Origin of the sequence: Paraburkholderia dinghuensis, from assembly GCF_003837865.1 — a bacterium.
In the GTDB taxonomy this organism is placed as follows: domain Bacteria; phylum Pseudomonadota; class Gammaproteobacteria; order Burkholderiales; family Burkholderiaceae; genus Paraburkholderia; species Paraburkholderia dinghuensis.
In genome coordinates, this window is sequence record NZ_RQIS01000003.1 from 326,263 (window position 1) to 352,608 (window position 26,346).

At 65.2% G+C, this 26,346-nt stretch carries 28 protein-coding genes; 13 read left to right on the top strand and 15 right to left on the bottom strand.

Annotated features, from left to right (window positions below):
* Window positions 1–38: 38 nt before the first annotated feature.
* The 4 genes from sugE (at window position 39) to D1Y85_RS06070 (ending at window position 4,437) form a co-directional block, all read left to right on the top strand.
* Window positions 39–359, top strand: a complete 321-nt coding sequence (gene sugE / locus D1Y85_RS06055; protein WP_124150126.1) for a quaternary ammonium compound efflux SMR transporter SugE — start codon at window positions 39–41, stop codon at window positions 357–359.
* A gap of 246 nt (window positions 360–605) precedes the next feature.
* Window positions 606–1,220: a DUF4126 domain-containing protein gene (locus D1Y85_RS06060; protein ID WP_124150127.1), complete on the top strand. Its 615-nt coding sequence runs from the start codon at window positions 606–608 to the stop codon at window positions 1,218–1,220.
* A gap of 131 nt (window positions 1,221–1,351) precedes the next feature.
* On the top strand, window positions 1,352–3,859 hold the full coding sequence (locus D1Y85_RS06065) for an ABC transporter permease (protein WP_124150217.1): 2,508 nt from the start codon (window positions 1,352–1,354) through the stop codon (window positions 3,857–3,859).
* A gap of 77 nt (window positions 3,860–3,936) precedes the next feature.
* On the top strand, window positions 3,937–4,437 hold the full coding sequence (locus tag D1Y85_RS06070) for a MarR family winged helix-turn-helix transcriptional regulator (RefSeq protein ID WP_124150128.1): 501 nt from the start codon (window positions 3,937–3,939) through the stop codon (window positions 4,435–4,437).
* Between the two features lie 84 nt (window positions 4,438–4,521).
* Here D1Y85_RS06070 and D1Y85_RS06075 read toward each other — a convergent pair whose 3' ends face one another.
* From D1Y85_RS06075 to D1Y85_RS06095, 5 genes are all read right to left on the bottom strand, one after another.
* Window positions 4,522–5,244, bottom strand: a complete 723-nt coding sequence (locus D1Y85_RS06075; RefSeq protein WP_124150129.1) for an SDR family NAD(P)-dependent oxidoreductase — start codon at window positions 5,242–5,244, stop codon at window positions 4,522–4,524.
* Between the two features lie 37 nt (window positions 5,245–5,281).
* Window positions 5,282–6,937 carry an AMP-binding protein gene (locus D1Y85_RS06080; protein ID WP_124150130.1) on the bottom strand — a complete coding sequence of 552 codons (1,656 nt, stop codon included), beginning with the start codon at window positions 6,935–6,937 and terminating at the stop codon, window positions 5,282–5,284.
* Window positions 6,938–6,942: 5 nt separating this feature from the next.
* A complete protein-coding gene (locus D1Y85_RS06085; RefSeq protein WP_124150131.1) occupies window positions 6,943–7,434 on the bottom strand; it encodes an aromatic-ring-hydroxylating dioxygenase subunit beta in 492 nt (163 codons plus the stop codon).
* Window positions 7,435–7,451: 17 nt separating this feature from the next.
* Window positions 7,452–8,771 carry an aromatic ring-hydroxylating dioxygenase subunit alpha gene (locus tag D1Y85_RS06090; protein ID WP_124150132.1) on the bottom strand — a complete coding sequence of 440 codons (1,320 nt, stop codon included), beginning with the start codon at window positions 8,769–8,771 and terminating at the stop codon, window positions 7,452–7,454.
* A gap of 62 nt (window positions 8,772–8,833) precedes the next feature.
* On the bottom strand, window positions 8,834–9,832 hold the full coding sequence (locus D1Y85_RS06095; protein WP_124150133.1) for a PDR/VanB family oxidoreductase: 999 nt from the start codon (window positions 9,830–9,832) through the stop codon (window positions 8,834–8,836).
* A 341-nt stretch (window positions 9,833–10,173) separates the two neighbouring features.
* Here D1Y85_RS06095 and D1Y85_RS06100 point away from each other — a divergent pair, with 341 nt between their 5' ends.
* The 5 genes from D1Y85_RS06100 to D1Y85_RS06120 all read left to right on the top strand — a co-directional run bounded on the left by D1Y85_RS06100 (window position 10,174) and on the right by D1Y85_RS06120 (window position 13,681).
* Complete coding sequence (locus D1Y85_RS06100) at window positions 10,174–11,337, top strand: thiolase family protein (protein ID WP_124150134.1); 1,164 nt, start codon at window positions 10,174–10,176, stop codon at window positions 11,335–11,337.
* A complete protein-coding gene (locus D1Y85_RS06105; protein ID WP_124150135.1) occupies window positions 11,334–11,657 on the top strand; it encodes a Zn-ribbon domain-containing OB-fold protein in 324 nt (107 codons plus the stop codon). The genes D1Y85_RS06100 and D1Y85_RS06105 overlap by 4 nt, the downstream gene beginning before the upstream one ends.
* Window positions 11,658–11,750: 93 nt before the next feature.
* Complete coding sequence (locus D1Y85_RS06110) at window positions 11,751–12,161, top strand: group II truncated hemoglobin (protein WP_124150136.1); 411 nt, start codon at window positions 11,751–11,753, stop codon at window positions 12,159–12,161.
* 198 nt (window positions 12,162–12,359) lie between these two features.
* Window positions 12,360–13,094: an alanyl-tRNA editing protein gene (locus D1Y85_RS06115; protein WP_124150137.1), complete on the top strand. Its 735-nt coding sequence runs from the start codon at window positions 12,360–12,362 to the stop codon at window positions 13,092–13,094.
* Window positions 13,091–13,681 (top strand): DUF924 family protein, encoded by a 591-nt coding sequence (locus D1Y85_RS06120; protein ID WP_124150138.1) that lies wholly within the window; start codon window positions 13,091–13,093, stop codon window positions 13,679–13,681. The genes D1Y85_RS06115 and D1Y85_RS06120 overlap by 4 nt, the downstream gene beginning before the upstream one ends.
* A 19-nt stretch (window positions 13,682–13,700) precedes the next feature.
* Here the strand turns inward: D1Y85_RS06120 and D1Y85_RS06125 are convergent, their stop codons facing one another.
* The 10 genes from D1Y85_RS06125 to D1Y85_RS06170 all read right to left on the bottom strand — a co-directional run bounded on the left by D1Y85_RS06125 (window position 13,701) and on the right by D1Y85_RS06170 (window position 21,470).
* Window positions 13,701–14,447 carry an SDR family oxidoreductase gene (locus tag D1Y85_RS06125; RefSeq protein WP_124150139.1) on the bottom strand — a complete coding sequence of 249 codons (747 nt, stop codon included), beginning with the start codon at window positions 14,445–14,447 and terminating at the stop codon, window positions 13,701–13,703.
* 56 nt (window positions 14,448–14,503) lie between these two features.
* Window positions 14,504–15,088, bottom strand: a complete 585-nt coding sequence (locus D1Y85_RS06130) for an LOG family protein (RefSeq protein WP_124150140.1) — start codon at window positions 15,086–15,088, stop codon at window positions 14,504–14,506.
* Window positions 15,085–15,825, bottom strand: coding sequence for a TetR/AcrR family transcriptional regulator (locus D1Y85_RS06135; RefSeq protein WP_124150141.1), 741 nt, complete (start codon window positions 15,823–15,825; stop codon window positions 15,085–15,087). The genes D1Y85_RS06130 and D1Y85_RS06135 overlap by 4 nt, the downstream gene beginning before the upstream one ends.
* 162 nt (window positions 15,826–15,987) lie before the next feature.
* The gene (locus D1Y85_RS06140; protein WP_124150142.1) at window positions 15,988–16,581 is read right to left on the bottom strand and encodes a diacylglycerol kinase; all 594 of its coding nucleotides are present in this window, start codon (window positions 16,579–16,581) and stop codon (window positions 15,988–15,990) included.
* Window positions 16,582–16,790: 209 nt separating this feature from the next.
* Window positions 16,791–17,822 (bottom strand): glycosyltransferase family 4 protein, encoded by a 1,032-nt coding sequence (locus tag D1Y85_RS06145; protein ID WP_124150143.1) that lies wholly within the window; start codon window positions 17,820–17,822, stop codon window positions 16,791–16,793.
* A gap of 85 nt (window positions 17,823–17,907) precedes the next feature.
* Window positions 17,908–18,867 (bottom strand): UDP-2,3-diacylglucosamine diphosphatase, encoded by a 960-nt coding sequence (locus D1Y85_RS06150; protein ID WP_124150144.1) that lies wholly within the window; start codon window positions 18,865–18,867, stop codon window positions 17,908–17,910.
* 177 nt (window positions 18,868–19,044) lie between these two features.
* A complete protein-coding gene (locus D1Y85_RS06155) occupies window positions 19,045–19,506 on the bottom strand; it encodes an RDD family protein (protein ID WP_246024805.1) in 462 nt (153 codons plus the stop codon).
* Window positions 19,507–19,688: 182 nt separating this feature from the next.
* The gene (locus tag D1Y85_RS06160) at window positions 19,689–20,471 is read right to left on the bottom strand and encodes a DUF3106 domain-containing protein (protein WP_124150146.1); all 783 of its coding nucleotides are present in this window, start codon (window positions 20,469–20,471) and stop codon (window positions 19,689–19,691) included.
* 16 nt (window positions 20,472–20,487) lie between these two features.
* Window positions 20,488–20,910 (bottom strand): DUF3619 family protein, encoded by a 423-nt coding sequence (locus D1Y85_RS06165; RefSeq protein WP_124150147.1) that lies wholly within the window; start codon window positions 20,908–20,910, stop codon window positions 20,488–20,490.
* The gene (locus tag D1Y85_RS06170; RefSeq protein ID WP_124150148.1) at window positions 20,907–21,470 is read right to left on the bottom strand and encodes an RNA polymerase sigma factor; all 564 of its coding nucleotides are present in this window, start codon (window positions 21,468–21,470) and stop codon (window positions 20,907–20,909) included. The genes D1Y85_RS06165 and D1Y85_RS06170 overlap by 4 nt, the downstream gene beginning before the upstream one ends.
* A gap of 503 nt (window positions 21,471–21,973) precedes the next feature.
* Here D1Y85_RS06170 and D1Y85_RS06175 point away from each other — a divergent pair.
* The 4 genes from D1Y85_RS06175 to D1Y85_RS06190 all read left to right on the top strand — a co-directional run bounded on the left by D1Y85_RS06175 (window position 21,974) and on the right by D1Y85_RS06190 (window position 26,340).
* A complete protein-coding gene (locus tag D1Y85_RS06175; protein WP_124150218.1) occupies window positions 21,974–23,767 on the top strand; it encodes an acetolactate synthase 3 catalytic subunit in 1,794 nt (597 codons plus the stop codon).
* Window positions 23,768–23,878: 111 nt separating this feature from the next.
* A complete protein-coding gene (ilvN, locus tag D1Y85_RS06180) occupies window positions 23,879–24,370 on the top strand; it encodes an acetolactate synthase small subunit (RefSeq protein ID WP_124150149.1) in 492 nt (163 codons plus the stop codon).
* Between the two features lie 151 nt (window positions 24,371–24,521).
* A complete protein-coding gene (gene ilvC, locus D1Y85_RS06185; RefSeq protein WP_124150150.1) occupies window positions 24,522–25,538 on the top strand; it encodes a ketol-acid reductoisomerase in 1,017 nt (338 codons plus the stop codon).
* 148 nt (window positions 25,539–25,686) lie between these two features.
* A complete protein-coding gene (locus D1Y85_RS06190) occupies window positions 25,687–26,340 on the top strand; it encodes a phosphatidylserine decarboxylase (protein WP_124150151.1) in 654 nt (217 codons plus the stop codon).
* Window positions 26,341–26,346: the final 6 nt, after the last annotated feature.

Here is a 26,346-nt window from a genome sequence, read left to right on the forward strand (position 1 = left end):
CACTCGGGGACGGCCCCATTTTTCGTGGAGCGTCTCCGATGTCCTGGTTTCTTCTTTTCCTCGCCGGCCTGCTCGAAGTGGTGTGGGCCGCCGGTCTCAAGTCTTCCGAAGGATTTTCGCGGCTGTGGCCGTCCGTGTTGACGATCACGGCCGCGCTCGGCAGTTTCGGCTTGCTCACGCTTGCGATGCGCCAGTTGCCGCTCGGCACGGCTTACGCCGTGTGGACTGGCATCGGCGCGGTGGGCGCGTTCGTGTTCGGTGTTGTCGCGATGGGCGAAACGCTCAGTGCCGCACGCGTGGCGAGCGCCGCGCTGATCGTGCTCGGGCTCGTGGGGCTCAAGTTGTCGTCGTCGGCGTGAGCCGCTTGGCTGTCGTATCTTCCGCAAACCACGGGGGGTGCCACGATCGGCGTGACTATAATGGAGCCATTGTGTCTCAATAGCTGGCGGCGCCGGTAGCGCGGTTAGCGTTAGCCGCCCCGGGGTCCGGGTACGTACAGGGACGGTCCAGGACTGGTGCCGCAATAGCGTCCGGCCGCGCTGCGTCAGCGTTGCAGGGATCAGAATAAGCGCCAAAGCACCAACCCGGATCGACAGGAGGCAGCCATCGTGGAACCCCTTTCGCTAGCAGCGGGCCTGTCGTGGGGCAGCGGGCTGCGCCTCTACCTCACCGTACTCATGGCGGGCGTGTTGCAGCGCTTCGGCCTGATTCATCTGCCCGATACGCTTGCCGTTCTGGCTTCCCCCTGGGTGATCGGCGCCGCGGGCACGCTCACGGTGCTCGAATTTCTCGCCGACAAGATCCCCGCAGTCGATTCACTCTGGGACGCGATCCACACCTTCATCCGCATCCCGGCCGGCGCGTTGCTCGCGGTGGGTGCGATGGGGCATGCTGATCCGGCCCTGCTCACGGTGGCCGCGCTCGCGGGCGGCACGCTCGCAGGCACCGCGCATCTCGCCAAGGCCGGCACGCGCGCGCTCATCAATCTTTCGCCGGAACCGGTATCGAACGTCGTCACGTCGACCGCCGAGGACGGTCTGACCTTCGTCGGCGTTCTGATGTCGTTCTTCCTGCCGATCCTGTTCCTCGTCCTGCTGGTCGCGTTCCTGTGCCTCGCCGCCTGGGCGCTGCCGCGGTTGTGGCGCGGCGTGCAGGGCGGCTTTCGCGGGATGGCGTCGCACATGGTTTCGCGCCTGTCGCTGCGGAGCCATCACGATTGAGCGGCGCCGCACGTTCTTCATCCACCCGCAAGCCCGCCCGCGGCGACGGCGGCACCGGCCTGCCGCGGCCCGGTGCGACGAAGCCGCGTGAATCCCTCGGCGGTTTCGACCTCGTCCGGCTCGCCGCGCGCATGACCGCGCGCGACTGGCGCGCGGGCGAACTGACGATGCTGCTGCTCGCGCTGGTGCTGGCCGTCGCCGCGCTCGCGAGCGTGGGCTTTCTCGCCGACCGCCTGAACCGCGGCCTGGAGCGCGATGCCCGGCGGATGATCGCGGCGGATTTCATCGTCCGCGCGGATCATCCCGTCGATCCGATGTTCGCGCGCGAGGCGCAGTCGCTCGCGCTGGCCACGGCGAGCACGACGATCTTCCCGAGCATGGTCGGCGCCGATGGCGGCAACGGCCAGCCGCTCTCCCGTCTGGCGGCGATCAAGGCGGTGTCGGCGGAGTATCCGCTGCGCGGCGCGCTGCGCATCGCGTCCGCGCCCGGCGGGCCCGATCGCGAGGCAAAAGGCATTCCGCCGCCCGGCACGGTCTGGGTCGACGACGAACTGCTCGACGCGCTGAAGCTTCACGTCGGCAGCGCCGTGAAGGTGGGCGCGCGCAGCTTCACGGTGGACGCGGTCATCACGCGCGAACTCGACCGTGGCTTCTCGTTCGTCAATTTTTCGCCGCGCCTCATGATGCGCGCCGACGAACTCGCCGCCACGGGCCTCATCGGCTACGGCAGCCGCGTGACGTACAGGCTGCTCGTCGCCGGCGCCGATCCCGCCGTCGCCCAGTTCGCCGCGTGGGCACATGCGCGCGTCGACGACGGCAAGATGCGCGGCGTCGCGCTCGAATCGCTGCACGACGGCCAGCCGCAGGTGCGCGAGACGCTCGACCGCGCGCGGCACTTCCTCACGCTCGTTTCGCTGCTGACCGCGCTCCTTGCGGCCGTCGCGATCGCCATGTCCGCTCACCGTTACACGCGGCGTCATCTCGACAGTTGCGCGGCGATGCGCTGCCTCGGCGCAAGCCAGCGCACGCTGCGCTCGCTATTCATCCTCGAATTCGCGGGGCTCGGGCTCGTGGGTGGTGCGGTCGGCGTGGCGCTCGGCTATGCGGGGCATCTCGCGCTGCTTGCGTGGCTCGGTAGCCTCATCAATGTCGTGCTGCCATATCCCGGACCGCTTCCCGCGCTCGAAGGCATCGCGGCGGGGCTCGTGCTGCTGCTCGGCTTCGCCTTGCCGCCGCTTTTGCCGCTCACTCACGTGCCGCCCGTGCGCGTGCTGCGCCGCGAGTGGGGCGATGCGGGCCGCACGGCGTGGCTCGCGTATGGCGTCGGTATCGCGCTCTTTGCAGGGCTGCTCGTGATCGCGGCAGGCGAGCTGAAGCTCGGCGGCATCGTTGCGGGCGGTTTTGCGATCGGGATTCTCGTGTTCGCGTGCGTGGCGCGGCTCGCGCTCTGGTGCGCGGCGCGCGTGTCGCGCAGCGAGCGCTTCGGCGGCGGCGTGCGCGCGGGCGTCGGCTGGCGCTATGCGCTGGCGTCGCTGGAGCGGCGGCCAGGCGCGAGCGCGCTGCAGATCACCGCGCTCGCCATCGGGCTCATGTGCCTCTTGCTGATTGCGATGACGCGCAACGATCTGATCGACGGGTGGCGCAAATCGACGCCGCCCGACGCGCCGAATGAATTCCTCATCGACATCCAGCCCGACCAGCACGACGCCGTGGCCGCGTGGCTGCGCACGCACGGCATCGGGGACGTCGAACTCGCGCCGATGGTGCGCGGTCGGCTCATCTCGATCAACGGCAATCCGGTGGACCCTGCCCAGTACAAGAGCGAGGACGCGCGGCGGCTTGTCGACCGCGAGTTCAACCTCTCGTACACGACGCAACTGCCGGGCGATAACCGCATCGTCGCAGGCACCTGGTTCGGCGAAACGACCGACCCGCACATTTCGATCGAAGAGGGGCTCGCGAAGCTGATCGGCGTGAAGATCGGCGACGTGCTCAAGTTCGACGTGACGGGCCTCGAAGTCACCGCGCCCGTGACGAGCATGCGCAAGCTCGACTGGGGTTCGTTCAAGGTCAACTTCTTCGTGCTGATGCCGCCTGCGCAACTGCGCGATTTTCCGGCCACGTACATCACGAGCTTCCATCTTCCCGCGACGGAGCGCCGTGTGGTCGACGGCCTCGTGGCCCAATACCCGAACGTGACAGCCATCGACATCGCACCGATCCTCGCGCAGATCCAGCGCATGCTCGAACAGGTGATCAGCGCCGTGCAGTTCCTCTTTCTCTTCACGCTTGTGGCGGGCGTGCTGGTGCTCTACGCGGCGCTCGCGGGCACGCGCGACGAGCGGAGCGCCGAGTCCGCGCTGCTGCGCGCGCTGGGCGCGTCGCGCGAACAGGTACGCGCGGTGCAGGTGGCGGAGTTCGTCACTGTGGGCGCGCTTGCGGGGCTCATGGCGGCCATCGGCGCACAGGCGGTGGGCTCGGTGCTCGCGACGCGCGTGTTCAACTTCTATCTGCCGCTCGATCCGTGGCTTGTGCCGGTTGGCATCGCGGCGGGTGTGGCGTGCGCGGGCATCGGCGGCTGGATCAGTCTGCGGCACGTGCTGTCGCGCCCGGCGCTGCAATCATTGCGCGACGCGTGAGCGCGGAGTTTGCGGATAACACGTAGTCGCGCGCGCGTGTTTCGCCTTATGATGCCGGGGTCCTCGACACCCATATCATGACCGCCGACACGATCAAGCCGCGCCGCTCGAACGCGGCCGCCCTGCAGGGCCAACAAGATGCCGGAACCGCGCCGATGCGCTTCCTCGACACCTATCTCGCCGCATTGCTCGCGCGCGCGAGCAGCCTCATCTCCGACGAATTTCACGCGACGCTCGCGCGCAAAAAGATCCCCGCGTTGCAATGGCGCGTGCTGGCGTGCCTCTACGATGGTCCACTGCCAGTGGGCGATCTGGGACGCCTAGTCCTCGCGAAGCAGCCGACCGTCAGCAAACTGATCGACCGGATGGAGGCGGGCGCGCTCGTGGTGCGCAGGGAGGACCCGGCGAGCCGCAGACGCACGCTCGTGGCGCTCACGCCGCAAGGCGCGAAGCTCGCGGCGGAACTGATTGCGCTCGCGCTCGAACACGAGGCTTCCGTGCTGCTGCCGTTTTCGCCCGAGGTGGCGAAGGTTTTCGTCGATGTGCTGCGGCAGCTGATCGCGCAGCATTCGGAGTGAAGTCGCGCGCAGTTCGATGCGCGCGCGAAAAGAAAAGGGCGGGCGGGGCGTGCCTAAGCGCCCGCCCTTTAGCGCTTCAGATCTTCAAAGCGCGAGGCTGCCCGTGCTGGTCCCGCCGCACACATAGAGCGTCTGTCCCGTGACGAAGCCGTTTTCCGGCGACGCGAAGAACATGGCGGCCCGCGCGATGTCGTTGGGGCGGCCGAGCCGTCCGACCGGAATACCCGCTGCGATCTGCGCGACCTTGGGGCTATCGGCGGGCACGATCTCGTGGAACATGCCGGTCTCGACCGGGCCTGGTGCGATTGCGTTCGCCGTGATGCCGAGCGGCCCCAGTTCGAGCGCCCACGTGCGCACGAGTCCGAGCATGCCCGCCTTCGTCGCCGAATACGACGTGCGAGTCGCCAGCCCCAATGCCGCACGCGATGAGATCAGCACGAGCCGTCCGAAGTGCGCCGCCTTCATCGCGGGCAACATGGCTTGCGCGAGCGCGACGCTCGCGCCGAGATGCAGGTTCGTGAGCGCGATGAGATCGTCATGCGCGACGTCGGCCAACAGCGCCGGGCGGATCACGCCCGCGTTGTGGATCAGCGTCGTGGGTGCGTAGCGAGTGGCGACCTCGGTGGCGGCTTCGCGCGTCGCGGTTGCATCGGTCAGATCGACTTCGACCGTATGAAGCCGCGAATGTCCCGGCGCGTCCCCGCGCCGGTCGAGCGAAATCACTTCGTAGCCGGCTTCGAGCAGATGCTCGACAATCGACCGGCCAATGCCGGCGTTGCCGCCGGTGACGATGGCTGCGCGGTTCATCGTGTTTCCTTCGGGTTCGGGGATCGGTGGCGTCATTTCAGTCCTGACGCTTCTTCATCGCGCGCGTGTCGACGCAGCGCGGCGTGCCGGGCAGCGTGCGCGCCAGATCCTTGAGCGCCGCGCGTTGCACCTTCTGCGTGCCTGTGAGCGGGAGGGCATCGACGAATGCGACGTAGCCAGGCGCCTTGAAATAGGCGAGGCGCGTGAGGCAAAGCTGCGTGAGCGCGGCGGCGGTGGAGGCGAGCGAGCCGTCATCGAGCGGCTCGCGCGGGACCACGCACGCGAGCACTTCGTCGCCACGTACTGCGTCGGGTGTGGCGGCCACGGCGACGTCCGCGACGCACGGATGCTTGCGCAACACGCTCTCGACTTCGACTGCCGAGATGTTCTCGCCGCTACGGCGGATCACGTTCTTCTTGCGGTCGACGAAATACATCTGGCCGTCCGCGTCCTGCTGAACGATGTCGCCCGTGTGGAACCAGCCGCCTTCCCATGCTGCGGCAGTTGCTTCGGCATCCTTCAGATATTCGCGGAAGAAGCCGCGACGCGGTTGCGGACCACTCGCGCGCACCCACAACTCGCCGGGCGTGCCGCTCTCAACCGGCGTGCCATCGTCGCCGACGATAAGCGCTTCAAGCGCCGCCTCGGGCCGTCCGAAGCACGACTTGCCGACATTGCGCGGTTCACGGTTGGCGATCACGACCGCGCCCGCGCCGGTTTCGGTCATCGCCCAGGCTTCGATGAGCGGGATGCCGAAGCGCGATTCGAATGGCGCGTGCAAGGTCTTGTCGACGCCCGCGCCGAAGCCGAAGCGCACGTCGTGACGGCGGTCGTCGGCGTGTTCGGGGGCGCCGAGCAACATCGCGGGCATCACGCCCAGGTAGTGCATCACCGTCGCCCGCGCCGCGCGCACGCTGTCCCACCACGAACGCGGATGGAAGCGGTCGAGCACCACGATCGCACCGCCTGCGAGGATCATCGCCATCGTCGAGTACGCCATCGCATTCATGTGCGTCATCGGCAGTGGCGTGATGAGACGTTCGGCGCCGGGGCGCAGCGCACACAGTCCGCCGATGCGGTTGTACCAGACGCCCGCGAGCAGGAAGTACTCGTTCGGCAGCACACAGGCCTTCGGGCGGCCCGTCGTGCCCGAGGTGTAGAGCAACGCGCATTCGGTGTCGCCATCGGGCTTTCCATCGCGAGGTGGCGTCGCGGCGCGTGGTGTTTCGTGAGCGTCGGCTTCGCACAGCGCTACGGTGCGCTGTGCCGCGACGGCTGCCGCGCGCAGTTCGGCGTGGCGCGCGGCGGGCGCGACGGCGAGGTCGAGTTCGCTATGGCCGGTGATGTATTCGAGTTCGGCTGCGCGCAACTCGGTGGAAAGCGGCACCACGGAAACGCCGAGCGCGTTCAGCGCGAGCCAGTGCAGGAAGAACGCGGGGCGGTTTTCGAGCATCAGCCCGGCGCGATGACCGAGGCCGAAGCCCGCCGCGCGATAGCGCGCGGCCAGCGCGCCAATGCGCGCGAGCGCTTCGCCGTAGCGCAGCACGCCGGGTTCGATGCCGTAAATCTGCGCGGTTTCGGGCATCACGACGAGAAAATCGTGACAGGGGTACTGTGCCGCGCTCGCGGCGAACGCGGCGTAGACGGATTCGAACGGCAACGCTTCGGACTGGATTGAACTGGAAGTCACCATCGTTCTCACATGAAAAGCTGCACGGATGGCAGCGCGGCATCGCAGTTGAGCAGGTCGATGCGTTTCTCGCGAATGCGCCATGCGCCGTTTTCGCCGACCAGGTGATGACGTACGACGCCCGTGAAAATCAGTTGCTCGTCGCCGCGTGCTTCGGCGTAGAAGAACGGCGTGCGCAGGCGATAGCCTGCTTCGCCTTCCGCCGCTTCGACTTCGGGGCGTTGCAGCACATGCTGGCAACGGCTTTCGGGTTGCTGCGAAAACGCGCGCGGCTCTTTCAGGCGCTCAATGCGCAGCTTTAGCAGCAAACGGTCCTCATACATCAGCGATACATGGTTCAGGCCGTCCTGCTGGTTCGGCACCAGCGGAATCCAGTAGAGGCCGTCTTCCGCGAACAGGTTGTGCCACGCGTCAAAGTTTTTTTCGTCGAGGAGCCGCGCCTCGCGGTAGACGAAATCGATCAACGCCTCGCGCAGTGCTGAATCGGGTGAGTGGATCATTGCGTTCGTCCTCGTCGTCATTTCGTGCCTTGCGGCGTCATGTAGCGCGCCCACGCGCGGAACTGGTTGCGCATCGAGATTTCGCTCGTGCCGTTTACCGTCTGGTCCCGGTGGTCTTCTTCGCCGGCGCGGTAGTCGCGGTGCAGGCTCACCCAGTCGTTGCCGCTCGCTTCGAGGCCCTCCTGGATGCCGCGGTACGCGTGCAGGTCGTCGTGACCGACCACGGACATCGGCGAGTTGATCAGGCGCGAGTACGTGAGCGTGCGTTGCAGGAGCGCGTCGGGCGCGCCCTTCAGGCGGAACGTCCACGATTCGATCAGCGTCTTGTTTGCCGCGATCGGGCGCACCACGCGGATCGCCTGGATCGCGCCCTTGATCGTGAGGCTCGGGTAGTAGACCGTGTTGTGGCGCGCCGTGCCGAGCACAGACTTCGCTTTCTCCTCGCCCATCGCATCGATGAGCTTCTGCTCGTATTCGGGCTGCGCCGAATAGCTCGAATGAATCGAGAAGTTCACGCCCGTGTAGCTGTGGCCGTTCTCGAACACGCGCACGCCCATGCCGTCGAAGAAGGCGTAATCGGAGACGAACGGCACGAACTGCTCGATCGCCATCGGCTTCGGTTCGTCAGCCGGCTTGCCTTCCCAGAGCTTTTTCGCCGTACCTGCCGACGACTCGTGCGCCACCATCGGATGCATCGTGTCGTTCAGGTTCTCGACGAACATCTTCCAGTTGCAGTTGTGCATGTAGCGCAGGCACCCGCCCGCAATTTCGAGTTCGCCTTCAGGCGAGCGGTCGGCCATGTTGTCGATGGACGAAAGCGAGTCGCCGAAGTATTCCTCGAAGGTCGGACCATCGTCGGAAAGACGCACGAACACAAAACCGCGATACGTGGCTACGTTTGCGACCGCGTGCAGGCCTTGTCCCGAGGGGCATTCCTTTAGACGCGTGCCCTCGTAACCGTTCTTTTGCGGAATCGCAAGCAGCTTGCCGTCGGTCTTGAAGGTCCAGGCATGGTACGGACAGCGAAAGAATTTTCCGGTATTGCCCTCGCGCGCGCTCACGAGCTTTGCGCCTTTGTGCGCGCAGCGGTTCTTGAGCACGCGGACGCCGCCGTTGCTCTCGCGGACCATCACGAGCGGCTCGCCCGCGATGTCGACGGTCAGGTAGTCGCCGGCGTTCGGCACCTGGCTCGTGTGCCCCGCGTAGACCCACGTGCGGCGCCAGAGGCGCTCCATTTCCAGATCGAAGACTTCCTGGTCGAGATAGACGTCGCGATGAACCTGGTCCGGTTCGATCAGCGCGGCGAGCGCACTGTCGTCTTCGCGGTAGCGGGGCATATGAGGGTCTCCTGGGCTTGAATGGGGCGTGTATAGACGTGAGGACGTGAGGGCGCGCGTCGTCACGCGTCGAGAACGAGCCGCGATCCGCATGCGCGCGACACGCAGATGTGCATCACCTTGCCCGCGCGCTTTTCGCTGTCGCTCAGGCAGTAGTCGCGATGGTCGACCTCGCCTTCGATCACACCCACTTCGCACACGCCGCATTCGCCGCGCTTGCAGTCGTAGAGCGGATCGAGGCCGTTGTCGAGCATGGCGTCGAGAATCGTTTGTTTCGGTGCGATGGCCAGCGTCACGCCGGACTGACGCAGTTCGACTTCGAATGAGGTGTCGCCAGCTTGTGGCGCGGCCGCAGCGAACAACTCGGAGCGGATCGCGTCGCGCGGCCAGCCGCGTGCGGTGGCGAGCGCGATCGTCGCGTCGATCAGTCCTTGCGGACCGCAGACGTAGAGCGGTTGCGTGGGGCGAAGCGTGTCGAAGAGGCGCGCAAGATCGAAGCGATTCGCCTCATGCACTTCGTCGTCGCCGTAAAGACGGAGGTTTTTTCCGGTGACTGCGCGCAGTTCGTCGACGAATGCCAGTTGCGCGATCGCACGTCCCGTGTAGTGCAGCGTGAACCGATGCTGGCGCGCGGCGAGGGCGGCGGCCATCGACGCGATCGGCGTGACGCCGATGCCGCCTGCGATCAGCACGGCGTCGTCGCACGCGCCGAGCGCGAACGCGTTGGCGGGTGGCGTGATCCGCAGCGTGCTACCTGCGCGCACGGCTTCATGCATCCATCGCGAGCCGCCCGTGCCCGTGTCTTCGCGGCGGACCGCGATCAGGTAGTGATCGGGCGCTTGCGATATCGCGGCGTCGCCCGTGAAGTCGACGAGTGAATAGGCGCGCCAGTCTGCGGCACGCTCCGGCTGCACCTGCACGCGGATATGCGCGCCCGCCGTGTAGCCCGGCAGCGCGCGGCCATCGGCTGCGCGCAGGCGGAATGCCGTGACGTGCGGCGTGAGGGTCTGCACGGTCTCGACGACGACATCGAAGGTATCGGTAACGCTCGGGGCGCTCATGCGGAGGCTCCTTGCGGGACAACGGGTCGGCGAGAATTCATGGGGGCGTCTCCTGCCCGTCTGCTGCGGGCGATACTGCGTGGTCCAATCATCGAGGATGGGGCGCGATGCGCGTAAACCCTTTAGGTTGGAAAATATGAAATTTCATGGGTTTTATTGGATAATGAAATTAATCGACTGTCAAGGCGGCGGCGGTTCACGCGGCGCACACGATGCAAACCCTGGGAAGACACGGATGAAGGCAGACGAAATGAAGGGCGGAAACGGTGGCATTGGCCGCGCGTCCTGCTTGTGCAACCGGAAACACACGGACCGCGCGCCACGCGGCGCAGGGAGGCGTCATGGCGGCTGATTTCGATGGCGCCGTGATTGCGGGCGGCGTCGAAGTGCCGTACCGCCGGCAGGCGCCCGAACACACCACGGGCGATCTGCTCGCGCAGGCGTTCGACGCAGCGCTCGCGCAAACGGGCTTTTCAGCGCGAGACGTCGACGGTTTGGGCGTGGCATCGTTCACGCTCGCGCCCGATCACGCCATCGACATGGCGTGGCGGCTCGGCATCAGCCCGCGCTGGTGCATGGACGACTGCCACGGCGGCGCGAGCGCGATCAACATGCTCCAGCACGCGATCCGCGCGGTGCAACACGGCGATGCTTCGGTGATCGTGCTGCTTTCCGGCGACCGCTTCGAGGCCGCCGACTTCAAGCAACTCGTCGAGCACTACAACCTCACGACGCGCACGTATCTGCGCCCGCTGGAAAACGGCGGGCCGAACAGTTTGTTCGCCATGCTGACGAATCGGCACGCCGAGCGGCACGGGCTCGACGCGCGCGATTACGGCGCGTTGTGCGTCGCGCAGCGTGAGTGGGCGTCGCTGAATCCGGGTGCGGTGTACCGCACGCCGCTGACCCTCGACGACTATCTCGCCGCGCCGCGCGTCGCGGACCCGCTCGGCCGTTTCGACTGCGTGCCTGTGGTGTGCGGCGCGAACGCGGTGGTCGTGGCCCGTGCGGACCGGCTCCCACGCAGCGCGCGCACGACGCCGCTACACGTGCGCGCACTGCAATGCTGCTACAACCCCGATCACCAGGCTGGCGACGGTCTGCGCACGGGACTCGCCACGCTGGCGCCCGCGTTGTGGTCGCAGGCGCGCATGGGCGCGGCGGACATGGACGTGGTGTCGGTCTACGACGACTATCCCGTGATGACGCTGATCCAGCTCGCCGATCTCGGCTTTGCGCCCGATGGCGACCTGCGCGCGCTGATCGGGCGCATCGCGTCGCGCGCGCTGCCGGTCAATACGTCGGGCGGACAGCTTTCGGCGGGGCAGGCGGGGGCGGCGGGCGGCATGCACGGGCTCGTCGAGGCGATCGTGCAACTGCAGGGCGACGCAGGCGCGCGCCAGGTTCGTGGCGCACGGCGCGCGCTCGTGAGCGGCTACGGCATGGTGCAGTACCGCTACGGCATGTGCGCGAATGCGGTGGTACTGGAAAGGCAATCAGCATGAGCGAGACGACACTGACGATCTTCCGTTGCCGCGCTTGCGGCGAAGCGCTGTTTCCGGCGCGCTACCGCTGCCCGCGCTGCGGCGCGGCCGACTGGAGGGATGAAGACGCACCCTCGGGGGTGACCGAGGAAAGCACGGTGGTGCGTCATCGTGTGGGCGCGCTGGGGGCGGGCGATATCCACCTCGCGACCGTGCGTACCGATGCGGGTGCGGTCGTCATCGCGCGGCTCGACGCGCCGGCGTCGGGGCCAGTTCGGGCGGGCGAGCCGGTGCTTCTGACGATCGACAACGCAAAGCGGGTGTTGGCGCGCCCGCGATGAGTGGCGGTGCGCCGCTATGCGAGAATTGATGTTCTGGGTCCGGCGTTGGTGCGCCGGACCTGTTCCAAACGTTTTTTCGCATCGATTTTCCGTATGACTGATCCAGCCGACGAAGCGCCGCAGCAACCCACGGCCTTTGAACTTGTCGGCGGCGAGGCGCGCGTGCGCGAACTCGTCGACCGTTTCTACGACCTGATGGACCTCGAACCCGAATTCAAGGAGCTTCGCGCGATGCATCCGACCACACTGGACGGGTCGCGCGACAAGCTCTTCTGGTTCCTCTGCGGCTGGCTTGGCGGCCCGGACCACTACGTCGAGCGCTTTGGCCACCCACGTTTGCGCGCGCGGCATATGCCGTACGCGATTGCATCACTGGACCGCGACCAGTGGGTGCGTTGCATGGCGTGGGCGATGGAAGAAGTCGGCCTGCCCGAGCCGCTGCGCGAGCGCCTCGTGCATTCGTTCTTCGATACGGCCGACTGGATGCGCAATCGTCCGGGCTGAAGCCTTGCACGGGAGGGTCCGGCTGAGCCACGCACAATCCTCGCCGGATCCTCGCTCAAACCCCGCTTGAGCTTTACCCGACCCAACTGGCCCGGTTGGCGGCCCGGTACAGTCCGGCAGCGGGGCGTTGCGGTTGATTTTCAAGATGCGCCGTGCGACGTCCATAATGGCCGTTCGGCAGGCTGACGAGGAGATCGCATGACCACCACCCGGGCGCTATTTCGCGAGGATGCCTATCTGACGCACTGCGACGCCACGATCGTCGCGGTGGGCGAGGACGGCGTACGCCTCGACCAGACCATTTTCTATCCGCTCGGCGGCGGTCAGGCGGGCGACACCGGTGCCTTGGTGCTGGCGGACGGCACACGCATCGAGATCGCCGACACGCGCAAGGCGAAGTTCGAAGGCGCCACACCCGACGACGCACTGCATGTACCCGCTGCGGGCCAGGAGGCGCTGATCGCGCGCTTGCGCGCGGGCGAGCCGGTGCGCGCTGAAATCGACTGGACGCGGCGTCACCGTCATATGCGGTTGCACACGGCGAGCCATCTGATGTGCGCGGTGCTCCCGTATCCCGTCGACGGCTGCAGCATCACGGCCGACTACGCACGTATCGATTTCGCGACGGTCGAGCCGATCGAGCGCGACATGGTCGAGTCGCGGCTAGCGGAACTGGTGGCAGGTGCCCATGCGGTCGAAACCGAATGGATCACCGACGAGGAAATGGCCGCGCGTCCCGAACTCGTTCGGACGATGAGCGTCAAGCCGCCGATGGGCCTCGGTCGCGTGCGGCTCCTGCGCATCGAGAATGTGGATCTGCAGCCGTGTGGCGGCACGCACGTGCGTAATACGCGGGAAATCGGTGCGTTGCGCGTTGCGAAGCTGGAGAAGAAGAGCGCGCGCACGCGCCGTCTCGTGCTGGAGCTGGCATGACGGCCGCCGCGCATGATCCGCGCGATGTGCTGGACTTCTGGTTCGGCGAGCCGGGCTCGTCCGAATACGGCCAGGCTCGCAAGATGTGGTTTTACAAGGACGAGGCATTCGACGCGCTACTGCGCGAGCGCTTCGGCGCGCTGCTCGATTCAGCGTGCGCTGGCGAACTCGATGCCTGGGCCGGGACACCCGAAGGGGCGCTCGCACTTTTGATCGTGCTGGATCAGTTTTCGCGCAACTGCCATCGCGGCACGCCACGCGCATTTGCCGCCGACGAACGCGCCCTCGATGTTGCGCGTCAACTCGTGGCGAGCGGCGCGGACCGCACGTTGCCGACACCCCAACATCGTGTTTTCGCGTACATGCCGTTCGAGCATGCGGAGTCGATGGATGCGCAGCGGGAATCGTTGCGTCTTTTCGGCGAACTCGCGGCGGAGCCGGGGTGTCAGGGCTACTACGACTACGCCGTGCGGCACGCCAATGTCATCGAACGGTTCGGGCGCTTTCCGCATCGCAACGCCCAATTGGGCCGCGCATCGAGCGACGAAGAACTCGCGTTCCTGCGCGAGCCTGGTTCGTCGTTCTAGTTTCGCTCAGCGGGTTCGCTCAACGCCCGCCGCTCACATCGAGAATCGCGCCCGTCACATACGACGCGGCATCGCTCAATAACCACACGATCGCTTCGGCCACTTCGTCGGCACCGCCAGGACGCCCGAGCGGTGTCTGCACGCCGAGCACAGCGGCGCGCTCAGGGCGGCCGCCGCTCGCGTGAATTTCCGTATCGATCAGGCCGGGGCGTACTGCGTTCACACGCACGCCCTGCGGGCCGAGTTCCTTTGCGAGGCCGATCGTCATCGTGTCGATGGCGCCCTTGGACGACGCGTAGTCGACATACTCGCCCGGCGACCCGAGCCGCGCCGCCGCTGACGACACATTCACGATCGCGCCGCCGTCGCCGCCACGGTCCTTCGACATGCGTCGCGCCGCTTCGCGTGCGCACAGGAACGCGCCGTAGACGTTCACGTCGAACATGTGTGCGAGGCGCTCGGCGCTCATGTCGGCGAGCGGCATGGAGGGCGCGACGATGCCAGCGTTGTTGACGAGCGCGTCGATGCGTCCGTAGGCATTTTCGAGCGCATCGAACATCGCGATCACATCGGCTTCGTTCGCGACGTCGCCGCGCAGCACGCGCGCGTGGCCGCCCGCGCGGCCGACCTCGGCCGCCGTTTCGTCGGCGGCGGGTTCGTTGTGCCGATAGTTGACGCCCACAGTCCAGCCGCGCGCGCCGAGAAGCCGCGCGGTTGCGCGGCCGATGCCGCGGCTCGCGCCGGTGATCAGGACAACCTTGCTCATCGGAGTGCCCCCGTTGGATGCAGGTTCTGATGCAGGTTCTGCTGCAGGTTCGAAGCTCAGACGCTCTCGCGCATGTCGGCCCACTTGTCCTGCGCGGGCGCGTGGTAGTGCGCGATCTTCGTAATCAGCGCCGCCGGATCATTGTCGATCTGGAGCAGGTCGAAATACTTTTGCTGCATGAAGCCCTCGCTCACCGTGTGCTTGAGCAGCGCGATGAGCGGATCGTAGAAGCCATCGATATTGAGCACGCCGATTGGCTTGTGGTGATAGCCGAGCTGCGCCCACGTGTAGACCTCGAACAGCTCTTCAAGCGTGCCCGCGCCGCCGGGCAGCGCGACGAACGCGTCGGAGAGGTCGGCCATCATCTTCTTGCGGTGATGCATGTCGGGCACGACGTGCAGTTCCGAGAGCCCCCCGTGTCCCACTTCCTTGTTCACGAGCAGTTCGGGAATCACGCCGATCGCGCGGCCGCCTTCGGCCATCACGGTATCGGCGATCACGCCCATCAGGCCCACCTTGCCGCCGCCATAGACGAGCCCGAGGTTAGCCGCGACGAGCGCGCGGCCGAACGCCTTCGCGGCCTCGCTGTGGGCCGGATTGACTCCGAAAGACGAGCCACAATAAACACAGACTGCTTTCATTCGGGTATGTCCTTGCTGTCTTTCGCTACGGCCGCTATTACCGTGCCGTCGCGTGGCGGCAGGTAATCGTAGAACTCGCGCTTGGGCAGCTTGCCCGACACGAGATCGTCGAAGTGCTGGCGTGCGCGTCCGCGCAGATAGGGCGCCATCAGCGAAACGATCTGCACGCTCACCTGGTGCAGGTCGTCGCGAATCGCTTCCTGCTCGTTGTATTTGCGCGGATTCATCACGAACTGGTATGAGAGCCAGTACGTGCCGATCACCCCGATGTTGGTCGACATCACGCCGATCTCGGCGGGTGTCGCCACCATCTCGCCGTCTTCCACGAGCTGATCGCAGAACTGCTTCGCGAAGTGCACCTTGTGGCTGATGATCTGCTTGAAGTGCGTCTCCAGCGTGCGGTTGCGCGCGAGCAGGTCGTTCAGGTCGCGATAGAGGAAGCGGTAGCGCCACGTGAAATCGACCATGTACTGCAGGTAGGCCCACATTTCGTCGATGGTGGCCCGATGGTCCTCGGGGAAGCGCAGACGCCTTTCGATCTCCTGCTCGAACTGGCTGAAGATGCTGTTGATGATGTCGTCTTTGTTGCGGAAGTGGTAGTACAGGTTGCCTGGACTGATCTCCATTTCCTCGGCGATGGTCGTCGTGGTGACGTTCGGTTCGCCGATTTCGTTGAACAGCTTCAACGACAATTCGAGAATCCGCTCGCGTGTACGGCGGGGAGGTTTGGCTTCCATGTCGTCCGGCCCTGTGAGCGCCGGGCTCGTGCGCTGCCGGAGGACGGCTGCTGCGTGGACTGCCCGGACGCGGTTGGTCTTTTTTAAGACTATCGGTCGATTATAAACCGACCGCCGATCCTTACAGGTCAGGGCAACGGCGCGCATACGGGATTGCGGAGCTTACAGCGAGGCGAGCAAGCGCAGAAGCGGTGGCCCGAAGAGCGGCACGAGAATCAGTCCCCACGTCATGATGAGCACGACGAATGCCACGGTGACGGCCGCGCTGCCGAGATCCTTCGCGCGTCGCGAAAGCTCGTTGCGCTCGAGCCCGATGCGGTCGATGGCGTTCTCGATGCTCGAATTAATCAGCTCGACGATCAGCACCAGCATCACCGAGCCGAGCAGCAGCACGCGCGCCACTGGCTCCACCGGCACGAAGATGCCGATCGGCACGAGGATGGCCGCAAGCGTCAACTCCTGGCGGAACGCGCTTTCTTCGCGGATCGCCACCCGGAAGCCCGCGATCGAGTTCTTGAGCGCGTGCCACGCGCGCGTGAGGCCGCGATTGCCCTTGTACGGGTTGAACGGCGGCGTGAGCGGATCGTCGGGGCTAAGCGGTTCGCGGGGCTCGTGCGGATCGACCGGCTCGGCGGCATCGTGATACGACAGGGGCGGCTGCGGCAAATCGTCCGGGGGCGCTGCTGCGGGCCTTTCCGACGCCACGGTGGTGACCGGCTGGACGGAGCGCGATGGTGATGAGGAGCGTGCTGACATGGCGGTGCGTGCGGATGCGCCAGTATCGCACGCTGTCCTCGGCGCTGCCGCTGCGCTGCCTGCGTCCGGCAACGTACCGGGTTCCGCGGATGGCGTAGCGACGTGCGACGGCGGCGGCGCGCCGGCGGGTTGGGCCTGTTCGTTCTCGTCGGTCGGGAGGCGCACGGTCGAGGGCCGGTGCATCGTCATCGTGGAGGGGCGCGGCCGGTTCAGGCCGCGGCGCTCGTTTCCCGCATCTGTGCGCGCGGCCTCGGCTTCAGGTGCGTCGCGAACTGCTCGGACGCTGCACGCCACGAGAAGCGCTCGGCCCATTCGCGTGCCGTTGCGCGGTCGATCTTGAGTGCGTCGAGGCACGCTTCGCGCAGATCTTCGTTCATTGCGCCGGCATGGCCCGTGCCGAGTACGTCGATCGGGCCCGTCACCGGATAGGCCGCCACGGGCGTGCCGCACGCGAGCGCCTCCAGCAGCACGAGGCCGAAGGTGTCGGTGCGGCTCGGGAACACGAACACGTCGGCGGCGGCGTAGACCTTGGCCAGTTCGGGCTGGCTCAACACGCCGAGGTAGTTCGCGTCCGGGTAGCGCGATTTCAGTTCGGCGAGCGCGGGGCCCTCGCCGCACACCCACTTCGAGCCCGGCAGATCGAGCTTGAGGAACGCCTCGACGTTCTTTTCCACGGCGACGCGGCCCACATAGAGAAAGATCGGCCGCGCGGTATTCAGGACCTTCGATTCCATCGGCCGGAAGATGTCGAGATCCACGCCGCGTGTCCAGAGCACGACGTTCGTGAAGCCGAATTTTTCGAGGTCCGATTTGACAACAGGCGTCGGCGCCATCACGGCAAGCGAGGGCTTGTGGAACCAGCGCAGGAAGCGGTACGTCGCCGTTAGCGGAACGCCGAAACGCGCCTGCACGTATTCGGGAAAGCGCGTGTGATAGGCGGTCGTGAACGGCAGATTGCGCTTGATTGCATAGTTGCGCGCGACGAGGCCGAGCGGGCCTTCCGTCGCGATATGCAATGCGTCGGGACCGAACGCCTCGATGCGCTCGTGCAAGCGGCGCTTCGGGAACAGCGAGAGACGGATCTCGGGATACGTCGGGCACGGGATCGTGCGGAATTCGAGCGGCGTCAGCAGATCGACCTGATGGCCGAGCGCGGTTAGCTCGCGCGTCGTGTTCTTCAGGGTCCGTACCACGCCATTGACCTGTGGCTCCCATGCATCGGTCACGATCATCACTTTCATCGGTCGTCGGCCCTCTGATATGTCGGTTGGTCTGGCCCGTCGTGGGCCGTTTCGTGAGGCGCGTGCCCCGAAGCGGCACGCTCTTTCAGGCGCTCACGTGCGCCTTCTTGCTCGTGCCTTGCGCCTGCGGGGCCTGGATCACGGTCCAGTAGATGATCTGTAACTCGCCTTCCACGGTTTCGACGAGCGCCGAGAGACTCTCCACCCAGTCGCCGTCGTTGCAGTACAGCAGGCCGTCGATATCGCGGATCTCGGCCTTGTGGATGTGACCGCAAACCACGCCGTCACAGCCGCGGCGGCGCGCTTCGTCGGTCATGACGCGCTCGAACGACGAGATGAAGTTCACGGCGTTTTTCACCTGGTGCTTGAGATACTGCGAGAGCGACCAGTACTGAAAGCCGAGCTTCGCGCGGATCCGGTTGAACCAGCGGTTCAGGAGGAGGATCAGCGTATAGGCCGAGTCGCCGAGATAGGCGAGCCACTTCGCGTGCTGGATCACGCCGTCGAAGAGATCGCCGTGCACAACCCACAGCCGCTTGCCCGCGAGCGTCGTGTGAAACGCTTCCTCGCGAACGTGAATGTCACCGAACGCGGTATTGGTGAACTGTCGCGCCGCTTCGTCGTGGTTGCCCGGGATGTACACGACATGCGTGCCCTTGCGCGCTTTGCGCAGCACCTTCTGCACGACGTCGTTGTGCGCCTGCGGCCAGTACCAGCCTTTTTTCAGCTGCCAGCCGTCGATGATGTCGCCGACGAGGTAGAGATACTCCGATTCGTTGTGACGCAGAAAGTCGAGCAGATAGTTCGCCTGGCAGCCATTCGTGCCGAGGTGAATGTCGGAGAGCCAGATGGTGCGGTAGCGGTGCGGGGAGGGGTGTTCGTCGTCGTGAGAGCCGTGGGATCCATCGGATCCGCCCGGGTGCAGCGGCAACGGCGGCGACGCTGAAAATGACATGCCACCGGGGCCGGGCTGAAAGGCGACGGGGTCGGTGGCCGCTCCGGTGGTCTGCCGGAATAGTGTGGTCGCGGACGTCTTTTGGGCCATGGTTCACGTGGCGTGTTTGTAATGCCAGCATTGCGCCATGTGGTCGTGACCGTGCCGTGACAGTCACAAGAAGGTCTTGTTACGCAGTCCTGCCCTGTGGCGTTGCTGCGACAGGGGCGGCGGTGCCCACTCGCGTGCGGGCACCGGCTGCCGTTGACTGGCTGGGCGTGAAGGCGCTCAGCGCGGCACCGCGACGATGCGCGTGCCGGCGATACGGTCGTGAGGGAACTGGCGATCGGCGACGAAACAGGCGCTTGCGGCCCAGAGCGAAAACCACACGGCTTCGGCCACGAGTGTGTGCGCAAGGGGGAGATTGAAGAGCGGGCGCAGCGCAAGCGGCGGCAGAAACCAGAGCCAGGCGGCGAGATACCGGATCGTTGCGCGCGAGAGCGATGGCGGTGTCCCGAATGGGCCGGTCACGCGCAGGCGCCAGGTTTTCATCGGCAGCGTCTGTCCGCCGTGATGCCAGAACCCGACGAAGTACATGCCCGCGACGAGTGCGATCCACATCGACATCAGGTGATTGTAGGCGAGCCCATTGCGCGCCTGCATGGCTAGACTGAACGCGAGCCCCGCGACAAAGATCACGCCGAAGAGCAGCACGCTTTCGTACACGAGTGCGGCGAGGCGGCGGCGGATCGAGGCGGGCGGGAGTACGGACGGCGTGGTGACGCCTGGCTGCGGGGTGGTCGGGCTGGCTTGCGCAGCGGTAGCGGGAGCGCGTTCGGTCACGATGGCGTCGGAATAGGGGAGGAGCGCTGTAAGGATAAGCGCGAATACCGGCGAAACGGCATAAGCGGTTTGTCGCGGGGAAAGGCGGCTTACGAGCCCTTGTACAGTGCGGGCGTGTCGGCTGGCGGGGCGGGAATCGGCGTTGCCGGGACGAAGCTGGCCGGCGCGGGAACAGCCGCCGAGGCCGTTACCGGCGCATTCTTTGCGCCGGACGTCCCGGGTGTGGCCACCGGGCCGGATGCCGGCAGAGAGGTCGGCGCGTGCTGCTGACGGCGGCGCTCGCGCTCATCGACGAGGCGCTCGATGTCGCGGATCTCGCGCTTGCCGCCTGTCGGCGGTGCACTGATGACCGTGCGGCGCTTGTGCTCCGTCGCGGCGAGACGCGCCTTCTGGTCAGGAGGCAATTGCTGGTAGTCCGTCCATGCACGCTGGCGGGCCTGCGGCGGCAGCGTCTTGGAGACCTGATAGTTCTCGCGTGCGACGCGGCGCTGATCGGGTGTCATGCGGACCCACTCGGTCATCCGTTCATGCAGGCGCTTTTGCGCTTCGGGCGACATTTTCGGGTAATTCGCGGCGATCTTCAGCCATTTGCGCCGACGCTCGTCACTGAACTTGTCCCATTCGAGCGCAAACGGGGCGAGCGCGGTGTGTTGAGCGTCCGAGAGGCGCGCCCAGGCGAGCGGACTGTCACTGCCGGGAAGCGGCGTAAACGCCGTGGTGATCGAAGTCTCGACGGAAGGGCCGCTGGCCGCCGTGTCGGGGGCAGTTGCAGCTGCATGCCCGGGATGAAAGCGCGGGTAGGTCGCCGCATACGACACGAGTGCCGCAATCACCGATCCAGTCACTACGGCCAGGCCGCGCTTGTAACTCACCCCGCGAGTCTCCCGGTCAGTGCGAACGCGACAGGTACGCGTTGAAACCGTGATCGAGATACGCAGTGAGCGGCAGTTCGTCGCTCAGCATGGCGGCGTCGATATCGGCGAGTTCAGCGGTGCGCTGCTGATCCTCGAAATACGCGATGGCGAAGAGCCCCGCGACCAGGGCTGCGAGTGGCCACGCGAGCGCGAAGCGCGCGAGCCGCGAACGGCGGCGAGGCGCGGACATACCACCGGCCGGCATGCCTGCGGGCGCGAACACCGGAGTGCGCACGAACACGGGCTCGGCTTCGCTCTTCTTGTGGGCGAGCGCAGTACGGCGCGCAATGGCGAGCCGATCGGTGGTGGATGCGGGCAAGCTGGCTGCGCTCTCGTCGAGCGCGCGGCGCAGCTCCCGCACGAACTCTGGTTCTGTGTTTTCGAGAGCGGAACTCATAGCGTGATTCCTTTTGCCTTGAGCGCTTGTGCCAGCGTGTGGGTAGCCCGCGAGCAGTGCGTTTTCACGCTGCCTTCGGAGCAGCCCATAGCGGCGGCGGTCTCGGCGACATCCATATCCTCCCAGTAACGCATCAGGAACGCCTCCCGTTGACGTGTCGGTAATTTCTGGATCTCATCGTCGATCAGCTGGAGCACCTGCGCCCGCTCGAACTGCTGCTCGCTGCTCTCGGCGCCGGCTGAGCCCTGCTCCGCCTCGAAGGTTTCGAGCGGGTCGAAGTCCTCGTCCTCGGCGTTGCCGAGCGACGAGAACAGGCTCACCCACGTATTGCGTACTTTCTGCCGCCGAAAATAATCGTGCGTCGTGTTCTGGACGATGCGCTGGAACAGGAGTGGGAGTTCGGCCGCGGGCCGGTCACCATATTTCTCCGCGAGCTTGATCATCGCGTCCTGCACGATGTCGAGCGCGGCGTCATCGTCCCGCACGGCGTAGACCGTCTGCTTGAACGCGCGCCTTTCGACGCCCGCCAGGAAGTCGGCAAGTTCCTTGTCTGATGCCATCCGTTGCAGGGCGCCGCTACCAGCGTACGCGTAATCGTTTGAAAAATGTCGTAAAACTCGCGGATGCTAGCAAATTTTCGGGTCGGCAGGGTAGCTGGTCGTTCGTGTCGCCGGATTTGGGGGGTGCCCGAGGTGTTGGCAATCGCTGTCGCTTCACGTCCGCTTCACGTCCGCATGCCGGCCTGGCGGGGCATCGCAACCGCCACCAGTCTGTTCGCCTCGTTGCAATCGGGATACAAAACAGGGTGCAAACGTTCGCAAACCGGCGCAAACCTGTCGTGGCGCTGCGTGCGACGTAATTTCCCGGCGCGATGCGGCAAGATTTGCTTGACCGGCAGGGCGCGACCCGCTATCTTCGACGGTTCGCAACATAAGTGACCTGTCTCAATTCAGGTGTGGCCCATGAGGCTCATCTGTCAACTGGACGCGCCGCTTGAACCCGAGCCACAAGCCCGGCAGAGAGCACCCGATCAATTTTTTGCCGAAAATTCGAAAGGTGAATGATGAATATGCCCAGCGCGGAATTCTCCACGTCGGTTTCCCCTACACCAAACGCAACACCCGAATCTGACCCTCAAGGCTCGAACAGCCAGTCCATCGGCGCGACCGTGCTGATGAAGGCGCTCGCCGACGAGCAAGTCGAATTCATTTGGGGCTATCCCGGCGGCTCGGTACTCTACATCTACGACGAGCTGTACAAGCAGGACAAGATCGACCACATCCTCGTGCGCCACGAGCAGGCAGCCGTTCACGCGGCCGACGCCTATTCGCGGTCGACCGGCAAGGTCGGTGTGTGTCTCGTGACCTCGGGTCCCGGCGTCACCAATGCGGTGACCGGCATCGCGACGGCCTACACGGACTCGATCCCGCTGGTCATCATCAGCGGTCAGGTGCCTACGGGCGCGATCGGCCAGGACGCATTCCAGGAATGCGACACGGTCGGCATCACGCGTCCCTGCGTCAAGCACAACTTCCTCGTGAAGGACGTGCGCGATCTCGCATCGACCGTCAAAAAAGCTTTCTATATCGCGCGCACCGGCCGTCCCGGCCCCGTGCTGATCGACATTCCGAAGGACGTGTCGAAAGCGCTGTGCGCGTATGAACCGATCAAGAGCGTCTCGCTGCGCTCGTACAACCCGGTCACGAAGGGCCACTCGGGGCAGATCCGCAAGGCGGTTTCGCTGCTCCTGTCGGCCAAGCGCCCGTACATCTACACTGGCGGCGGCATCATCCTCGCGGATGCTTCGCGCGAACTGAACCAGTTCGCCGATCTGCTCGGCTACCCGGTGACGAACACGCTGATGGGCCTCGGCGGCTATCGCGCGAGCGACCGCAAGTTCCTCGGCATGCTCGGCATGCACGGCACTTACGAAGCCAACATGGCGATGCAGCACTGCGACGTGCTGATCGCAATCGGCGCCCGCTTCGACGACCGCGTGATCGGCTCTCCGGACCACTTCGCGTCACGTCCGCGCAAGATCATTCACATCGACATCGACCCGTCGTCGATTTCGAAGCGCGTGAAGGTCGACATCCCCATCGTCGGCGACGTGAAGGAAGTGCTCAAGGAAATGATCGAGCAGCTTCAGCACGCCGAACACGGCCCCGACACCGAGGCGCTCGCCGACTGGTGGAAGGACATCGAAGGCTGGCGCGAGAAGAACTGCCTGAAGTTCGACCGCGGCTCGGAGATCATCAAGCCGCAATACGTCGTCGAAAAGCTCTGGGAGCTGACGGGCGGTAACGCGTTCGTCTGCTCGGACGTCGGCCAGCACCAGATGTGGGCCGCGCAGTTCTACCGCTTCAATCAACCACGCCGCTGGATCAATTCGGGCGGCCTCGGCACTATGGGCTTCGGCCTGCCGGCCGCGATGGGCGTGAAGATGGCGCACCCGGACGAGGATGTCGTCTGCATCACGGGCGAAGGCTCGATCCAGATGAACATTCAGGAGCTGTCGACCTGCAAGCAGTACGACACGCCCGTGAAGATCATCTCGCTCAACAACCGCTACCTCGGCATGGTTCGCCAGTGGCAGCAGATCGAATACAGCAAGCGCTATTCGCATTCGTACATGGATGCGCTGCCCGATTTCGTGAAGCTCGCCGAAGCGTACGGCCACGTGGGCATCCGCGTCGAAAAGACCGCGGACGTCGAGCCCGCGCTCAAGGAAGCGCTGCGACTGAAGGACCGCACGGTGTTCCTCGATTTCCAGACCGACCCTTCCGAAAATGTCTGGCCGATGGTTCAGGCCGGCAAGGGCATCACCGAGATGCTGCTCGGTTCGGAAGACCTGTAACGGTCATTGCACGGCGCCGCATCGACCTCGCGCGGCACGCGTCTCCACAAAAGGCGCGCGGATTCGCGGGGAAGGGCGGCGGCTCAAACTGGATAAATCGCGGAACACATCATGAGACACATCATTTCCGTTTTGCTGGAAAACGAGCCGGGCGCACTCTCGCGCGTGGTCGGCCTCTTCTCCGCACGCGGCTATAACATCGAAACCTTGACGGTGGCGCCGACCGAAGACCGTTCGCTGTCGCGCATGACCATCGTTTCCATTGGCTCCGACGACGTGATCGAACAGATCACGAAGCATCTGAACCGCCTGATCGAGGTGGTGAAAGTGGTCGACCTGACAGAGGGCGCCCACATCGAGCGTGAGCTGATGTTGATCAAGGTTAGGGCGGTCGGCAAGGAGCGTGAGGAGATGAAGCGACTGGCGGATATTTTCCGCGGCCGCATCATCGACGTCACCGAAAAGACTTACACGATCGAACTGACGGGTGCGAGCAACAAGCTCGACGCGTTCATCGAGGCGATCGACAGCAGCGCGATTCTCGAAACCGTCCGAACCGGCGGATCGGGCATCGGGCGCGGCGAGCGCATTCTGAAGGTGTGACGTCGGGTAGTATTCGCTACCATTCGTCAATTCAGATCGGCGATTGAATACCGCAAGCCTGCCGGGGCGCGGCGCAAATGAAGCGCCTCGTGCAGCAAACGAACAGTAGTACCGAATCTCTCAATTTTTAGTATCTCGCCAGGGAACAGACATGAAAGTTTTTTACGACAAGGACGCCGACCTCTCCCTTATCAAAGGCAAGCAGGTCACCATCATCGGTTACGGCTCGCAAGGCCACGCTCATGCGCTGAACCTGAAGGACAGCGGCGTGAACGTCACCGTCGGTCTGCGCAAGAACGGCGCATCGTGGAGCAAGGCTGAGAACGCCGGCCTCACGGTCAAGGAAGTGGCCGAAGCGGTCAAGAACGCCGACGTCGTGATGATGCTGCTGCCGGACGAGCAGATCGCAGACGTGTACGCGAAGGAAGTCCACGCGAACATCAAGAACGGCGCTGCGCTCGCATTCGCGCACGGCTTCAACGTCCACTACGGCCAGGTGATCCCGCGCGCCGATCTGGACGTCATCATGATTGCGCCGAAGGCACCGGGCCACACGGTTCGCGGTACCTACTCGCAAGGCGGCGGCGTGCCCCACCTGATCGCCGTCCATCAGGACAAGTCGGGCGCGGCGCGTGACATCGCGCTGTCGTACGCAGCAGCGAACGGCGGCGGCCGTGCCGGCATCATCGAAACAAACTTCCGCGAAGAGACCGAAACCGACCTGTTCGGCGAGCAGGCTGTTCTGTGCGGCGGTACGGTCGACCTGATCAAGGCCGGCTTCGAGACGCTCGTTGAAGCTGGCTACGCGCCGGAAATGGCGTACTTCGAGTGCCTGCACGAACTGAAGCTGATCGTCGACCTGATCTACGAAGGCGGCATCGCGAACATGAACTACTCGATCTCGAACAACGCCGAGTATGGCGAGTACGTGACGGGCCCGCGCGTCATCACCGCCGAAACGAAGAAGGTGATGAAGGACGTCCTGAAGGACATCCAGACCGGCGAATACGCGAAGAGCTTCATCCTCGAGAACAAGGCTGGCGCACCGACGCTGCAATCGCGCCGCCGCCTGAACTCCGAGCACCAGATCGAGCAGGTCGGTGCGAAGCTGCGCGCGATGATGCCGTGGATCGCGAAGAACAAGCTCGTCGACCAGTCGAAGAACTAAGCTGACGGCGATGCTTTGACTGCGCACGCGGCTGGTACTCACGAAGGCCGCCGCGCCGCATGCGGTTCCATCAAAAGCCGCCCAAGGGAGATGAACCCTGGGCGGCTTTTGCTATCCTACGGTTTTCAAAAATAACATCGACGCCACCATGAATTACCCTCATCCGATCATTGCCCGCGAAGGCTGGCCGTTCATCGCCATTGCGGTCGTCGTGGCGCTTGTGATCCATGCAATCGCAGGGTTGGCCCTCGCGTGGCCGTTCTGGCTGATTCTCATCTTCGTCGTCCAGTTCTTCCGCGATCCGGCGCGGCCGATTCCGCAAGAGGCCAATGCCGTACTGTGCCCCGCCGACGGCCGCATCGTCGCCGTCGAGACCGCACACGATCCGTATGCAAACCGCGAAGCGCTCAAGATCAGCGTGTTCATGAACGTGTTCAACGTCCACTCGCAGCGCTCGCCTGTCGATGGTGCCGTCGCCAAGGTTGAGTATTTTCCTGGCGCGTATCTGAACGCCGCGATCGACAAAGCGTCCACCGAGAACGAGCGCAACGCCGTCGTCATCACCATGGCCGATGGCACGACCGTGACTTCGGTGCAGATCGCCGGCCTGATCGCGCGTCGCATTCTCTGCTATGTGCGCTCGGGCGAGCCGCTCACGCGCGGCCAGCGCTACGGCTTCATCCGCTTTGGTTCGCGCGTCGACGTGTACCTGCCGCTGGGCAGCCGTCCGCGCGTGTCGATCGGCGAGAAGGTGTCCGCCTCGTCGACGATCCTCGCCGAACTGCAAACGCAATCGGCCTAAGGAGGA